12 protein-coding genes are annotated in these 14,001 nt (G+C 69.5%); 7 read left to right on the forward strand and 5 right to left on the reverse strand.

Translation table 11 applies throughout. The annotated features are described in order from the left end of the window. Nucleotides 1–22: 22 nt before the first annotated feature. A complete protein-coding gene (locus tag ACGFJ7_RS18925; RefSeq protein WP_360250613.1) occupies nt 23–601 on the reverse strand; it encodes an RICIN domain-containing protein in 579 nt (192 codons plus the stop codon). A 476-nt stretch (nt 602–1,077) separates the two neighbouring features. Between ACGFJ7_RS18925 and ACGFJ7_RS18930 the strand changes: the two genes are divergently transcribed. Beyond that, nucleotides 1,078–2,217: a zinc-dependent alcohol dehydrogenase gene (locus tag ACGFJ7_RS18930; RefSeq protein WP_360250616.1), complete on the forward strand. Its 1,140-nt coding sequence runs from the start codon at nt 1,078–1,080 to the stop codon at nt 2,215–2,217. A 10-nt stretch (nt 2,218–2,227) separates the two neighbouring features. Then, nucleotides 2,228–2,791 carry a hypothetical protein gene (locus ACGFJ7_RS18935; protein WP_360250619.1) on the forward strand — a complete coding sequence of 188 codons (564 nt, stop codon included), beginning with the start codon at nt 2,228–2,230 and terminating at the stop codon, nt 2,789–2,791. A 50-nt stretch (nt 2,792–2,841) separates the two neighbouring features. Here ACGFJ7_RS18935 and ACGFJ7_RS18940 read toward each other — a convergent pair whose 3' ends face one another. After that, nucleotides 2,842–5,691, reverse strand: a complete 2,850-nt coding sequence (locus tag ACGFJ7_RS18940) for an AAA family ATPase (protein ID WP_392642853.1) — start codon at nt 5,689–5,691, stop codon at nt 2,842–2,844. Between the two features lie 108 nt (nt 5,692–5,799). Here ACGFJ7_RS18940 and ACGFJ7_RS18945 point away from each other — a divergent pair, with 108 nt between their 5' ends. The 3 genes from ACGFJ7_RS18945 to lexA are packed head-to-tail and all read left to right on the forward strand — an operon-like array spanning nt 5,800 to nt 7,504. Next, nucleotides 5,800–6,060 (forward strand): DUF6412 domain-containing protein, encoded by a 261-nt coding sequence (locus tag ACGFJ7_RS18945; protein WP_360250625.1) that lies wholly within the window; start codon nt 5,800–5,802, stop codon nt 6,058–6,060. 57 nt (nt 6,061–6,117) lie between these two features. Then, on the forward strand, nt 6,118–6,876 hold the full coding sequence (yidC, locus tag ACGFJ7_RS18950) for a membrane protein insertase YidC (protein WP_392642854.1): 759 nt from the start codon (nt 6,118–6,120) through the stop codon (nt 6,874–6,876). Beyond that, a complete protein-coding gene (lexA, locus tag ACGFJ7_RS18955; RefSeq protein WP_392643170.1) occupies nt 6,845–7,504 on the forward strand; it encodes a transcriptional repressor LexA in 660 nt (219 codons plus the stop codon). Before yidC ends, lexA begins: the two co-directional genes overlap by 32 nt. Nucleotides 7,505–7,507: 3 nt before the next feature. On the opposite strand, the gene ACGFJ7_RS18960 is transcribed toward lexA, so the two are convergent. From ACGFJ7_RS18960 to ACGFJ7_RS18970, 3 genes are all read right to left on the reverse strand, one after another. Next, nucleotides 7,508–7,816: a hypothetical protein gene (locus ACGFJ7_RS18960; RefSeq protein ID WP_360250634.1), complete on the reverse strand. Its 309-nt coding sequence runs from the start codon at nt 7,814–7,816 to the stop codon at nt 7,508–7,510. Between the two features lie 457 nt (nt 7,817–8,273). Next, complete coding sequence (locus ACGFJ7_RS18965) at nt 8,274–8,783, reverse strand: hypothetical protein (RefSeq protein ID WP_360250637.1); 510 nt, start codon at nt 8,781–8,783, stop codon at nt 8,274–8,276. Nucleotides 8,784–9,679: 896 nt separating this feature from the next. Further along, nucleotides 9,680–12,079: a transglycosylase domain-containing protein gene (locus tag ACGFJ7_RS18970; RefSeq protein WP_392643172.1), complete on the reverse strand. Its 2,400-nt coding sequence runs from the start codon at nt 12,077–12,079 to the stop codon at nt 9,680–9,682. 272 nt (nt 12,080–12,351) lie between these two features. Between ACGFJ7_RS18970 and ACGFJ7_RS18975 the strand changes: the two genes are divergently transcribed. Both ACGFJ7_RS18975 and ACGFJ7_RS18980 read left to right on the forward strand, forming a co-directional pair. Then, nucleotides 12,352–12,759: an ATP-binding protein gene (locus tag ACGFJ7_RS18975; protein WP_392642855.1), complete on the forward strand. Its 408-nt coding sequence runs from the start codon at nt 12,352–12,354 to the stop codon at nt 12,757–12,759. Nucleotides 12,760–12,777: 18 nt separating this feature from the next. Further along, on the forward strand, nt 12,778–13,965 hold the full coding sequence (locus ACGFJ7_RS18980) for a GAF domain-containing SpoIIE family protein phosphatase (RefSeq protein WP_360251641.1): 1,188 nt from the start codon (nt 12,778–12,780) through the stop codon (nt 13,963–13,965). Nucleotides 13,966–14,001: the final 36 nt, after the last annotated feature.

The raw sequence follows: 14,001 nt of genomic DNA on the forward strand, positions 1-14,001 counted from the left end.
GTCGATCGATCTCTGGCGATGCCTAACGCTTGAACACGGGCAGGTAGTAGGTCTGCGCGACCGTACTGTTGCAATCGAAGATCCACTGCTGAACACCCGGATCACGGGACACGTACGGCACGTCCAGGCATTTGAAGCCTTTCTTCTGCCCGTCCGAGAGCATGCTCAGCAACTGGTACTCGGCCCTGTCGGCGTTGCGGTAGCGCGGCATCCAGAGCTGGGCGTTGTTGCCGTCGCAGCGCCACTGCCAGATTTTCGTACGGCTGGCCGCGTTCCCCCACTGCACGTCCAGGCACTTGCCGCTGTGCTTGTTCATCCAGACGTAGCAGGGCATCTGGGTGATGCTGATGAACGGCGAGCAGAACTTCACGAACAGCGGACGCCACTGCTGATTGGCGGCCCCGTTGCAGGGCCACTGCACCACCGCCCCACCGTCGGCGGTCGAGAACCCGTACACGTCGAGGCACAGATTGTTGGCCCGCGACCGGATCTCATAGAAGCCGTTGTCCCGGGGAACCACCGCCTGAGCCGAGCTGGGCACCGTCAGCGCGGCCACGACCAGCGCCACCACCATCGCGAGACGCTTCACAAATGTCACCATGGGACCCACCTAGACCGGCCGCGCGAACATGTGCCAGGGCACCGTAAGCCCCCACCCGGCCGGCGCGACATCCCCCGATAGCGGTCGCCGGACCCGCCATCCCACCACGAACCGGCAGGGGAAACCGCTGTCCGACGCGCGTCGAACGGCGCTGAACGGTGTTCCGGTCAGTGCGGAACGGCCCGCCGGATTGCCCGCGTCCGCCCGGATCGATGAGCTGAATCCGACCGATCCATCGGCAACTGCACCAAAGGCGAGTACGACGCGAAGCTGCCGGCCGGGAAGACCTCCGAGCCGGCCCGGGGACCGGGCTGGATCGCCCGCGAGTGGGGCGGCGACTGGACGGTCAAGCTCGTCTGACCCGGCGCCGGCCGGCCGGCTCATACCGGCCGGCCGGCGCGCAATCCGGCCGGGTGATCCCGTTTGCCGGCGATCGGAACGGGTAGCCGCATGTTCGCCAGTTCGAGGAGGCGCTGATGCGAGCGATGGTCTACCGCGGTCCGTACCGCGTACGGGTCGAGGAGAAGGACCGCCCGGTGATCGAGCACCCCAACGACGCGATCGTGCGGGTGACCCGGGCCGCCATCTGCGGATCCGACCTGCATCTGTACCACGGGATGATGCCGGACACCCGGGTCGGGATGACGTTCGGGCACGAGTTCGTCGGTGTGGTCGACGAGGTCGGCCCGTCGGTGCAGCGGCTTCAGCCGGGCGACCGGGTGATGGTGCCGTTCAACGTCTTCTGCGGCACCTGTTTCTTCTGCGCCCGCGGCTTGTACTCCAACTGTCACAACGTCAACCCGAACGCGACAGCGGTCGGCGGCATCTACGGCTACTCGCACACGTGCGGCGGCTACGACGGCGGGCAGGCCGAGTACGTACGGGTGCCGTTCGCCGACGTCGGGCCGAGCCCCATCCCCGACTGGATGGACGAGGACGACGCCGTGCTGCTCACCGACGCGCTGGCCACCGGATATTTCGGGGCCCAGCTCGGTGACATCGCCGAGGGTGACGTGGTGGTGGTCTTCGGCGCCGGGCCGGTCGGGCTGTTCGCCGCCAAGTCGGCCTGGCTGATGGGCGCCGGCCGAGTGATCGTCATCGATCACCTTGAGTACCGGCTGGAGAAGGCGCGGACCTTCGCCCACGCCGAGACGATCAATTTCACCGAGTACGACGACATCGTCGTACAGATGAAGAAGCTGACCGACCATCTGGGCGCGGACGTGGCGATCGACGCGGTCGGGGCCGAGGCCGACGGCAATCTGCTGCAGCATGTGACGGCGACCAAGCTGAAGTTGCAGGGCGGCTCGCCGGTCGCGCTGAACTGGGCCATCGACTCGGTACGCAAGGGCGGCACGATCTCGGTGATGGGCGCCTACGGGCCGATGTTCAGCCTGGTCAAGTTCGGCGACGCGATGAACAAGGGCCTGACCCTGCGGATGAACCAGTGCCCGGTGAAACGGCAGTGGCCGCGCCTGTTCGAGCACGTCCGCAACGGCTATCTGAAGCCGAGCGACATCGTCACGCACCGCATTCCGCTGGAGCACATCGCCGAGGGCTACCACATCTTCTCGGCGAAGCTCGACGGTTGCATCAAGCCGCTCATCGTCGCGTAGGAGACCCGCCATGGCATACACGCCGGACAAGCCGAAGCTCGCCGAGTCCTCCGACGAGTTGCGCGCCCGCATTCCGGGCTGGGGCGCCGACCTGGATCCGAAGGACCGGCCCTCGGTGCCGCGGGAGGTCTTCGACCCGGATCTGAGCGGCGCCCACTGGGAGTTCCCGGAGCGGCAGCCGGAGAAATGGCCGCGGGAACGGTCGATCGAGCACAAATTCCTGACACCCGTTTTCGGTACGTCGTGCCCGCCCCGTGGCCTGTCCGGCGCGATCCGCCGGTACTCGTACGCGAAGTTCAGTGAGGGCCGGGCCGCGCACTGGTTGCTGCTGCTGGCCGCCGACCGGGTCGACGTGGCGGAGAGCCGGCTGCGCGCGCTGGCCGCCGGCCACCCGGACCGCTTGATCGCCGAGACCGGCGTGCGCAGCGAGCTTTCCCACCACGGCCTCGCCTCCCGCCGCGGCCAGGGCCGCGCCGACGTCGTCCATCACCCGCTGGATCCGATCGTCGTGGCCGCACCCTGGCTGATCGGCGCCGCCATCACGTACGCCCTGATCCGCCGGAAGCGCCGCTGACCGCCCCGCTCAGCCTCAGCCCGCCCACCCGGCCTCAGCCCCGCTCGGCCTCAGCCCAGCGCGGATGTCAGCTCGCGCCGCGACGCGATGCCGAGCTTCGCGTAGATCTTGCGCAGGTGCCATTCGACGGTGCGCGGGCTGAGGAACAGCGAACCCGCGATCTCGACGTTGGTGCGGCCACGCACGGCCTGGCCGGCGATCGCCGACTCCTGCGGGGTGAGGTTCTCGGCGGTACGGGGGTCGGCCACCTTCCGGACGATGGTGGCTCCGCCGCAGGCGGCCAGTTCGCGGCAGGCCCGCTCGGCGAAGCCGGCGGCGCCCATCGCGGTGAAGGCCTCGTACGCCGTCCGCAGGTGCCGCCGGGCCTCGGCCCGGCGGCCGGCCCGGCGCAGCCATTCGCCGAACAGCAGGCGGGCCCGGTGGCCCTCCAGCGCGGTCGCCGGCTCCGACAGTTCCTCGACCGCGACCCGGAAACTCTGCTCGTCGCCGTCGGTGAGGCCGTCCGCGAGCGCCCGCATGCCCCGCGACCACGGGGTGTCGACGGCCGCCGTCCGCTCCCGCAACGCCGCGCGGGCCGAGGCCGCGGCCGCCTGGTCGCCGGCGTGGACGGCCGCCTCGACCAGTTCGGCCAGCGGCCACTGGTGCAGCCCGAGGTCGGGGTGGCCGGCGCTCTCCCGGGCGGCCGCCAGCGCGGCCCGGTGGTCGCCGAGTCCGTTGTAGAGCACGGCTTTGGCGTACGTGGCCATCGTGTGGCGACGGCCGTCGTCCCCAGCGTCCGCGTCCCGCAGCTGTGCCTCGATGAGGTCGAGCGCGGCCCGTTCATGTCCCCGGTAGGCGGCCAGCACCAGGCCGGTCGGCTGCGTCACCGCGCCGCCGGTGTGCCGGACGGCCGCCTCGAGCTCGTCGAGAAGCCGCTCGGCGTCGGCGAAGCGACCGGCGTCCATCAGGCTCCGGGCTTGCAGGGCGAGCGCGGTCGGCAGGAGCGAGAGCGCACCGGTGTCGCGGGCGAAGGCGACGGCCCGCTCGCTCATCCGGTGGGCAAGGTCCATCCGGTGCAGCTCGTGCGCGACCGGCGAGGCCAGCCAGATCAGGCTCAGGTCGTCGGGCTCGGTCATCGCGTCGAGAGCCCGCGCCAGCAGCGGCAGGGCTTCCTCCCGCCCGTCGAGAACCCACGCCGTCAGCCCGGCCAGCAGCAGATCACGAAAGCTCGGCCCGTCGAGCTCGGCGCGAACCGCGTCGAGACGGGCCGACCCGGCGCCCAGCAGATCGCCGGCGCCGACGCGCGCATCGCGGGCGGCGCCGGCGTCGTGGGCATCACGAGCGGCGCGGGCGTTGCGGGCATCACCGGCATCGCGGGCGGCGCGGGCGGCTCGGCGCAGGTCGTCGAGGCCGCGCCGGCCCGCGTAGAGGGCCGCGCCGATCGCGGACAGGAATGTGTCACGGGCGGCCACCGGGTCCAGGTCGCGCAGGCGGATCGCGGCCGCCAGCAACGCCGAGCCGGACTCGCGGCCGTGGGTGACCGCGAACGCCACCTGCGCCCGCAGCCGTTCCACGCGGGCCCGGTCGAGGTCGCTCAGCGGGCCGATCTCCGCCGCCGCCAGCAGGTCCGGCACCTGGGCGTACGAGCCGGCGTGCGCCCTCGTCACGGCCGCGTCGACCAGCAGCCCACCCCGCCGCCGCTGGTCGCGGGTCAGCTCGGCCGCCCGTTCCAGGAAGGCCGCGGCCGCCGACCGTCCGCCGCGCGCCAGGGCCCGGCCCGCCGACCGTTCCAGCTCGGCCGCCACCTCCTGGTCCGGCCCGGCCGTGGCGTGCGCCCGGTGCCAGGCCCGGCGGTCCGGGTCGCGGTCGCCGTCGGTCGCCTCGGCCAGGGCACGGTGCACCTCGCGCAGCGCGGCCGCGTCGGCCGACCGCCAGGCCGCCGAGCGGACCAGCGGATGCGCGAACCGTACGGCCGTACCGATCTCGACCAGCCCGTCGACCTCGGCCGGCGCCGCCGCCTCCGGGGAGAGACCGAGCCGGTCCAGGGCGCGGCGCAGCAGCAGCACGTCGCCGACCGGCTCCACCGCCGCCGTGACCAGCGCCATCCGGGCCGCCGCGGGCAGGGCCGCGATCCGGCGGCGGAAATCCGCCTCGACCCGGCCCTCCAGCGGCGCCGCGCCGCCGCCACCGAAGCCGAAGGCCAGCTCCGCCGCCGACAGACCCCTGGTCAGTTCCAGCAGGGCCAGCGGGTTGCCGCGCGTCTCGGCCAGGATCCGGTCACGGACGCGGGCGTCGACCGGCCCGGTCAGCACGGAGTCCAGCAGCGCCCCGGCCTCGGTCTCGGACAGCCCGCCGACCTTGATCTCGGGCAGGTCGGTGAGGATCGGCTCCGGGGCCGGGTCGCGAGCGCCGAAGACCAGCGCCACCGGCTCCGTGGTCAGCCGCCGGGCCACGAAGGCCAGGATGAGCCCGGACAGCCGGTCGAGCCACTGCACGTCGTCGACCAGGGCGACCACCGGCCGGCCGTGGGCGCTGAGCAGCCCCAGCGTCGCCATGCCGAGAACCAGCAGCTCCGGCGTCTCCCCCACGCTCAGTCCGAAGGCCACGCGCAGCGCCGCCCGCTGCGGCTCCGGGAGCCGGTCGAGCTCGCCGATCAGCGGCGCGCACAGCCGTTGCAGCGCCGAGTAGGCGATCTCCGACTCCGACTCGACCCCGGCGGTCCGCAGCACACGGACGTCGCCGTCGCGTTCCGCCTCGCCGTCCAGGTATTTCAGCAGTGCCGTCTTGCCCGTGCCCGCCTCGCCTCGTAGCACCAGCGCCCGGCTGCGCCCGTCCCGCACCTCCCGCAGCACGCGGTCGAGCTCGTGCTGCTCCCGCTGTCGGCCGCGCAGCTCGCGACCGGCCGTGTTGACCAGCATCATGTGAACATCCTCGGCACCGCGACCGTTCCGCACATCGCGGCCAGCCCGACTCCCCACTACCGGCTAACCGGTAGTGGGGTGTTGCGCCGCCGAGCTAGCGTGGTCCCCGTGATCTGGTCGGTGGCCCTGTGGCACCTGATCGGCGCGCTGACCGACGTCGGCCCGGCCGGTCTGGTCGTCGGCGCGCTGCTGGTCGCCGTGCTGGCGGGCGTCGCCGCCGCCACCCACCGCTCGCCGGTGGGCGAGCCGCTGGTCACGCCCGGGGTGTTGCGGCAGCGCGCCGCCCGCATCCTGCCCCGCCATCGCGACCCCGACGCTCCGGGTCGTACCCGCCCTCGAGGACCGACACGGCCGCTCCCGGCCGTGTGAGTCGCACGGCCGCTCGGTGATTTCCACCCTGTCCGGTCGTCCCTCGAGGAGTTCTTCATGTCCGCCGTCTATTCGGCGATCTCCGCCGTGCTCTTGTTCTGGCACGCGCTGTGGGAGCGCGTGCTGTCCAGCCCCGACTGGCCGTGGGTTCTGGGCATCGTCTTTCTCGTCCTGACCATCCGCCTGTTCCTGCTGCCGCTCGCCGTGCGGCAGGTGAAGTCGCAGCGCGCCCTGCAGGCCCTGCAACCGCGGATCAGGGAGCTGGGGAACGATCCGGCCGCCGTGGCCGACCTCTACCGGTCCGAGAAGGTCAACCCGTTCGCCGGTTTCCTGCCCCTGCTGATCCAGTTCCCGGTCTTCATCGGCCTCCTGCACGTGCTGCGCCACATCAGGCCGGGGTCGACGACGGCCACACTGTACGGCTGGACGCAGACCCAGTTCGACAGCGCCGCGCACGCCGAGCTGCTCGGCGCGCCCATCGCCGCCACCTTCAGCCACCATCTCGGCGCGCCCGGCCTCACCGTCCAGCTGGTCACGGCGGCCCTGATCGCTGTCATGATCGTCACGACCTACCTGTCCACCCGCCAGGCCGTCCAGGGCGACGGGCTGATTCAACGGCTCATGCTGTACGGCGTACCGGCCTCCCTGCTGGTCTCCGGCGCCATCTTCCCGATCGGGGTGATCGTCTACTGGGTGACGCAGAACCTGTTCGGCCTGGCCCAGCAGGCCTGGATCCGGCGCCGCTACCCGGTACCCGGCGAGCCGCCTCGCGGCCCCGGCGACGATAAGGCAAGATCACAGGGTGCTACCGGATGAGGCTCTCGACACGTCGACATTGAACGAGCGGCAACGCCAGATCCTCTCCGTGATCCAGAAGTGGGCGCTGCGGCACGGCTACTCCCCCTCGACACGCGAGATCGCCGACGCGATCGGCGTGGCCTCGACCTCGACGGTCAGCCGCCACCTGCGCGTCCTGGAGGAGTACGGTTTCCTGCGCCGCGGCCGCTCGACCCGCCCGGTCGACGTCCGCATGTTCCTGCAGCCGGTGCCGCACCAGCGAAGCGAGCCGACCACGGTGGGCGTGCCGGTGCTGGGCGACATCGCCGCCGGCACCCCCATCCTGGCCGAGCAGACTTCCGACGAGGTGCTGCCGCTCCCCCGCGACCTGGTGGGCCGCGGCACCTTGTTCGGCCTCCGCGTCCGAGGCGACTCGATGATCGACGCCGCCATCTGCGACGGCGACCTGGTGATCGTGAAGCAACAGCAGGAGGCCTACAACGGCGACATCGTAGCCGCCATGATCGACGACGAGGCCACCGTCAAGGTCTACCGCCGCCGCGCGGGCCACGTGATCCTCGAACCCCGAAACCCGTCCTACGCCAACATCAACGGCGACCACGCGGTGATCCTCGGCAAGGTCGTCTCAGTCCTGCGCCGCACCTAGCGCTCAGGACCAGAACACCTCGACACGGGAAGCGTCGTTCCGGTCGATGACGCACCGGAACTCAGTGGTTCCGGCGCCGACCCGACCAGCCTCGACAGAGTTCAGCGAGTCCCGGACCGTGGCCTCGTACCCGGCGCCGTCCGACGGCTGCACCCGCAGCTCGAACTCGTAGACCGTGTCGTCGTTGATGATGGATCCGGTGTCCTGGACCGACAGCACGGCCGCGGTACACGCGCGGCCGTCGCGGATCTCTTCATCGCTGAGGTGGTCGAGACCTATCGCCGTGTAGACCAGCCAAGCGATTCCGCCCACGCATCCGAGAACACCGATGACGCCCGTGCCGATCAAAATCGGAAGCCATTTCCGCCGCCCTGCACTCACCTGCGACACCGATAAAGACCTTTCACCTCGCCACTTAGACGGCCGAAGCATAGGCGATCGCATGAACCCGATTCACGGCGCCCACGCAGGAAGCGTTCTCCCCCACTGCCACCGAAACGGATCACGACGCGAATACATTTGATTCTGTACAAGAACTGAATAGCGGGTGTCCTTGTCGTGAAGATGCGCGAATGTCGAATCGCCCGAGAAAGCACGTCGTAGCCGAAACCATCCGGCGCCGGGCTTACACAGCGGCGCTCTCACGTCGGACTTTCCACCCACGAACACGTCCACTTACCCACCCGCGATCGCCTGCCCCGCGGGCACAACCGGCCGAGGGCCGGCCGGAACGAGACCGATCTTCACCTCACAACCCTGATCAACATCTTCAAGTGGCGCCGCCGACCTCGAACCTCTTCGCGGCATTCTTCAGGTACGCTACCCGCTCCGACATGCCGCGCAAGGACGTATCCGCAATGTCTATGTGCATCAGGTAGGCGATTCGAGAAATTCTGGTATTGGCTTCGTCCAGCATTCTGAAAGCCTCCTGATCGTCGGGTATGGCGTCCAGCGCAAGGAGGCACGTCATCAGCTCTTGAGCTTCCGTCGCGATGAATCCGCCAGAAACAACCGCTATTTCCGGGACGAGCGAATACATCTTTCCTGAGGCGGCGAGTACGGCTTCTTCGCCATGCCTGCGTGCGTCCTGCATATCGTCGACGGCCTGCAGATACCTGGCGTAGAGGATCTGGCGCGCCTGTCTGATCGATTGTTGAGCGGCGGACTGTGCCGCCTCCCTCTGAACGCGACTACTGATGCGAGCTGCGGTGATCGTCCCCGCAATACCGGCGACACCCACGATTCCCGTGACTACGGGCCCGACCCATTCGTATGCCACAGATCCAATCTCCTTTGATGACGAAAGGCGCGGATGATGCCAGCTCCGCGCGGACCCACTCCGTTGGCTCCCGCTCGTCAGCGAGTGCCAAGAATCGAGCATCGTCGCCATCGCGCAGCCGCCGGATGGTTGTCTTCGGAACGGCTTCGTACAGAGTCGACGACGCCCTACTGAATACCCTAGCTGTGCAGCTAGCGCACTTGCGGACAGTTCATGCGCGCGTCAAGGCGACCGAGATGCCCGATGAAGGGTCTATCTTGCCCGGTTTCAAAGTGCCGTCGCTGATGCGTTCAGAACTGCGCGCTCCAGTGTCACTGGTACTGGACGGTCGGCAAATTGTGAGCGGCACCTCCGCCACCCCGCCACCGTGCGTCACCGGTGGCGTGGTCGACGACAGCTGAGCCGGCTCCCGCCTATCAGCGGCGCCAGAAGCCACGGCGAAGCTCACCAACAGCCGATGACCAACCCCGACGGTACGGACCGATCGTCGAATGTCGCCCGTCCCGCGATCCCCCCTATCGCCGGACCACTCCCACACCCGAAAACATCACCTGACCCACGCAACCCTTTTCTTGGACCTGCCCACCAAGCCCGCGCAACCGGCCTGGAATTGCCGCGCAACCCACCACCAAGCAGGCCCGCGTGACCGAATCCCACCCCCGACCCCAGCGCGGCAGCGAACCCCACCCACCACCGCACCGCAAGGTGACCGCAAACCTCTCCCCGCGCCCAGCAGTCAGCAACCCACCACCTGGCAGTTACCTACTCCCATGCAAGGCCGAGGGGAGGGGGTGCCACAAAAGAGCATCAAGCTTGACGGCTCTTTTGTGGCACCCCCTCCCCTCGGCCGTCCCAGCGCAAGAAAGCAAGAAAGCAAAAAGCAGGAAAGACGCGTCTCACTCCCCAGGCCGAGGCGGCGTAAGAATCGGCGGGAACCCAGGAAGCGCAGGTTTCGGCACGTCCTTGCCATTGCTGGTCTGGATCGTCACGATCCCGCCCTTGATGGTGCGCCCGCTGGGCGCCGTCCCCGCGACAGTCCCCGGTGGGCACTTAGAGTCCACGTCCCCCCCGACATACACCCGGAAGCCCGCATCGCTGAGCCGGTCCATCGCGTCGCCCAGCGAGTCGCATGTGACGTCCGGGATGCGGCGCTGGTCGCCGTACGCGATCTTTCGGTTCTCCGGTTTCTTGAACTGCACGGACGGCTTGCCCTGCATGTAGTCCCCCAGCGTGCGGTACACCGCCGGGTTCACCTGGGCGTGCCGCATCCGGTCGCGGTGGGCCTGGTAGTCCGGGTTGACCAGGTACCCCGCCACCACCAGTGAGGTCGTGCCCGCGATCAGGGATGCCGTGCGGTCGCGGTCCGTTGTTCCCGTCTTGCCGAAGACCGGATGATCCACCACGTCGTGGGTCTGCGGGGCCGTTGCGCCCTCGCAGCTGCCCAGGCGGGCCGAGTCGCCGACCGGGCAGCGCGTCGCGTCCAGGGCCGCCCGGGCCACGTCCGGGCTGGTCGCCCGCTTGCACTGGGGTTTGCCGATGTCGAGTTTCTGGCCGTCCTTGGTGACGATCTGCTCGATCGGTGTGGGTTCGCAGTACATGCCGTCGCCGGCCAGCGTCGCGTACGCGTTCGCCATGTCCAGCGGGGTGGTCGCCGAGACGCCCAGGGTGAACGCTCCCCACTGGTGGGAGTAGCCCGGTGAGGCCAGTTTGGCGTCGCTCGGCGCCCGGAATTTGATGCCGAAGCGTTTCGCCGCGTCGACCACGCGTTCGGCGCCGATCTGTTCTTCCAGCGGTACGAAGTACGTGTTGATCGACTTGCCGAAGGCCGACCACATGTTGAAGACGCCTTCGCCGCCTCCGCCGGCGTTCTGCGGGCACCAGAAGTGGGTGCCGTCGCACGCCGATTCGCTGCGCGAGCTGATGATGTAGTTCGAGCGGTACTGCTTCTCCGTCTTGATCTGGTAGGCGAGGGGCACTCCCTTTTCCAGCGCCGCCACCATCGTGAACATCTTCATGACCGAGCCGGCCTGGTAGCCGGTGATGTCGCCGCCGCCGGTGAGCAGCGGGTTCGTCGTGTTCGGGTAGCTGCCCCGGATGCCGCGTTTGCGTTTCGCCGGGTCGGAGGACATGGAGTTCTTCGACTCGTCCAGCTTGAACCGGCGGTTCGCCGCCAGCAGCCGGACCTTGCCCGTGCCGGGCTGGACCGCCGCCAGCAGGAGCGCGTTCGTGTCCTTCTCGGAGATGAGCTCGGCGATCCGCTTGCGGGCCTGGCTCTGCGCCTTGACGTCGATCGTCGTCGTGATGCGGTAGCCGCCGCTCTTCAGGCGGCGCTCACGATCGTACGGCGTCGCTCCGAATTGTTCCCTTTCCATCCACCACCGGTAGAAGAAGTCGCAGAAGAAGCCCCACTCGTTGCGGGAGACCGAGACGCAGCCGTTGCCGATCGGCTTGACCTTGCGCGGGATCGGCTCCTTGATCGCCTTGTCGGCCTGGGCCTGGGTGATCGCGCCCAGCTCGACCATGCCGGGGATGACGTACGCGTCGCGGCGCTGCTTGATCGCCTTGTAGCCCTCGGCGGTGGTCGGGTCGAACGCCGACGGCGCCTTGACGACCGCCGCCAGCAGGGCCGCCTGCCCGACGGTGAGGTCTTTCGGCTTCTTGTTGAAGTAGACCTGGCTGGCCGCGAAGATCCCGTACGTCTGCTTGCCGAACGGCGCGATGTTCAGGTAGCGCTCGAGGATCTGGTCCTTGCTCAGCTCCTTCTCGACCTGCATGGCGTACTTCATCTCGGTGACCTTGCGTTTCGGCGTGTCCTCGGTCGCGTCGACGACCTCCTGCGGGCTGGTCGCCGAGTAGGCGAGCGACATGCGTACCCACTGCATGGTGATCGTCGAGGCGCCCTGTTTGGACTTGCCGTTGTTGTTGTTGACCAGCGCCCGGGCCACGCCTTTGAGATCGACGCCGTTGTGGTTGTAGAACTCGCGGTCCTCGGCGGCGACCATGGCGTCGCGCATGGGCTTCGCGATGTCCTTGAGGCGTACGTCGCTGCGGAACTCGTCGTAGAACTGGGCCAGCTGGGTCTTGTTGTCGGACGCGTAGACCCGGGTGATCTGGGGGGAGCTGAACGCCTTGAGCTCGCCGGGCAGGCTGGCGAACGTCTCACCGCCGGCCTTGGCGGCCAGCCCGGACATGGCCACGACGGGGAAGGCGGCCGCCGCCACGACGACTCCGGCGAGCAGACCGCACAGCAGGAACGCGAACCCGTTGAAGAAGATGTTGTGATCGCGCCGCCGCATCCAGGAACTCACAGAACCACCACCCGGAACCACCACCCGTGACTAGGCGTCGAGCCGCGTCAATCAAACCTCATTTTGTCAAGCTGCGCTTCCCCCGAAAAGGAGCAATTCGGCCGGGTCGAGAGGGGAGGGTGCCGGGTTCGCTCGTACGGACGTGGCCCGCCGCAACCACCCGGTCGGGTGATGTGACGGCCGTGACCAGGGTGGTTGTGATCGAAATGCTTTGCGGTACGCCGTGCGGGGCACTGAACAAGCCCATGACGGGGTGGCGGATGGCGCAGCCGGTAGCCGCCGACGAGGTCGGGCGGTGGACGGTCGACGAGCCGGTGGAGTTACGGATCCTGCGGGCCGAGATGCGCAAAGTGGACACCGGGCCGGCGAACGACACCCTGCTGGTGGTGGCGACCGAGTTGGCGTCGAACGCGCTGCGGCACGCCCGGTCGCGGGCCGTCGTCGCGCTGCTGCGGACCCCGGACGCGGTGATCATCGACGTGGCCGACCGGGACCCCCGGGGACGCCCGGCCGTCGACGCCGCGCGCCCGCGGAGGTCGGGCGGGCTGGGGCTGCCGCTGACCGAGAAGCTGGCGCTCGACGTCGGCTGGTATCCGGCGGCCGGCGGCAAACACGTGTGGGCCAGGTTCGCACTTTCCGCCTCCCGTCGGTGGGGTCCCTCCAACTAGGGTGGCCTCGTGGGGGCGATGCGTGACGACGAGCGGCTGCGCCGCCTGGAAGCGGTCACCGACGCCGCCCTGTCCCGGCTCGAGGTCTCCGATCTTCTCGACGAGCTTCTCGAGCGGGTACGCGATCTGCTCGAAGCCGACACCGCCGCCATCATGCTGCTCGACTCGCACGCGCGGCAGCTCGTCGCCACCGCCGCCAAGGGCCTCGAGCAGGAGATCCGTCAGGGCGTCCGGATCCCGGTCGGCCAGGGCTTCGCGGGCCGCGTCGCCCAGGGCCGCCACCCGGTGGTGCTGCACGATGTGACCGCTGACGACGTGGCCAGCCCGGTCCTGATCGAGAAGGGCATCCGGTCGCTGCTCGGCGTGCCGGTGCTGGCCGCCGGCGAGGTCATCGGGGTGCTGCACGTCGGCACCTGCTCGCCGCGGCACTTCACCGAGGACGACATCCGCCTGCTCGAGGTGGCGGCCGACCGGGCCGGCGCGGCCGGGCAGATCCGGGCCCGCAAACTCGACCAGGCGGCGGCGCTCGCCCTCCAGCGCAGCCTGCTGCCGTCGCTGCTGCCCGAGCTGCCCGAGCTCAGCTTCGCCGCCCGCTACGTCCCCGGTCACGAGTTCGGGCTGGGCGGCGACTGGTACGACGTGTTCCACCTGCCGTCGGGCCCGCTCGGGCTGGTCATCGGCGACGTCGCCGGCCACGGGCTCGCCTCGGCGGTGGTGATGGGCCGCGTGCGGAGCGCGCTGCGGGCGTACACCCTGATGAGTGACGATCCGGCCGAGGTCCTCACCCTGCTGGACCGGAAGGTCCGGCATTTCGAGGCCGGCAGTCTCACCACGGCCCTGTACGCGACCATCTCCCCCGACCACACCGCGGTGCACCTGTCCTCGGCGGGCCATCTGCGCCCGGTGCTGGCCCTGCCGAACGGCGAGAAGGGGCTGGTCGAGATGCCGGTCGACGCCCCGCTGGGCGTCGGCGGCGAGCGTTCGCGGCGGACCACGCGGATCGACCTGCCGCCGGGCGCCCTGATGCTGTGCTACACCGACGGGTTGATCGAGCGCCGCGACCGGATCATCGACGTCGGCGTCGACGCCCTGATCGAAGTGGTGCGCCCGGCCGCGCCCGAGCGGGTCTGCTCCGAGGTGATGGCCGGCATCGGCCCCGACCAGCCGACCGACGACATCGCGGTGCTGGCGGTTCACCGGCGCTAACCGCTCAGCGACGGCCCGCGACGGCCGATGATTCAC

The organism is Actinoplanes sp. NPDC048988, from assembly GCF_043197815.1.
Classification (GTDB): Bacteria; Actinomycetota; Actinomycetes; order Mycobacteriales; family Micromonosporaceae; genus Actinoplanes.

Coding starts and splice junctions, on each gene's coding strand:
- ACGFJ7_RS18935 (WP_360250619.1), top strand. CDS start 2,228: ATGGCATACACGCCGGACAAGCCGAAGCTCGCCGAGTCCTCCGACGAG.
- ACGFJ7_RS18980 (WP_360251641.1), top strand. CDS start 12,778: ATGCGTGACGACGAGCGGCTGCGCCGCCTGGAAGCGGTCACCGACGCC.
- ACGFJ7_RS18940 (WP_392642853.1), bottom strand. CDS start 5,691: ATGATGCTGGTCAACACGGCCGGTCGCGAGCTGCGCGGCCGACAGCGG.
- ACGFJ7_RS18970 (WP_392643172.1), bottom strand. CDS start 12,079: ATGCGGCGGCGCGATCACAACATCTTCTTCAACGGGTTCGCGTTCCTG.
- yidC (WP_392642854.1), top strand. CDS start 6,118: ATGTCCGCCGTCTATTCGGCGATCTCCGCCGTGCTCTTGTTCTGGCAC.
- ACGFJ7_RS18925 (WP_360250613.1), bottom strand. CDS start 601: ATGGTGACATTTGTGAAGCGTCTCGCGATGGTGGTGGCGCTGGTCGTG.
- ACGFJ7_RS18975 (WP_392642855.1), top strand. CDS start 12,352: ATGGCGCAGCCGGTAGCCGCCGACGAGGTCGGGCGGTGGACGGTCGAC.
- ACGFJ7_RS18930 (WP_360250616.1), top strand. CDS start 1,078: ATGCGAGCGATGGTCTACCGCGGTCCGTACCGCGTACGGGTCGAGGAG.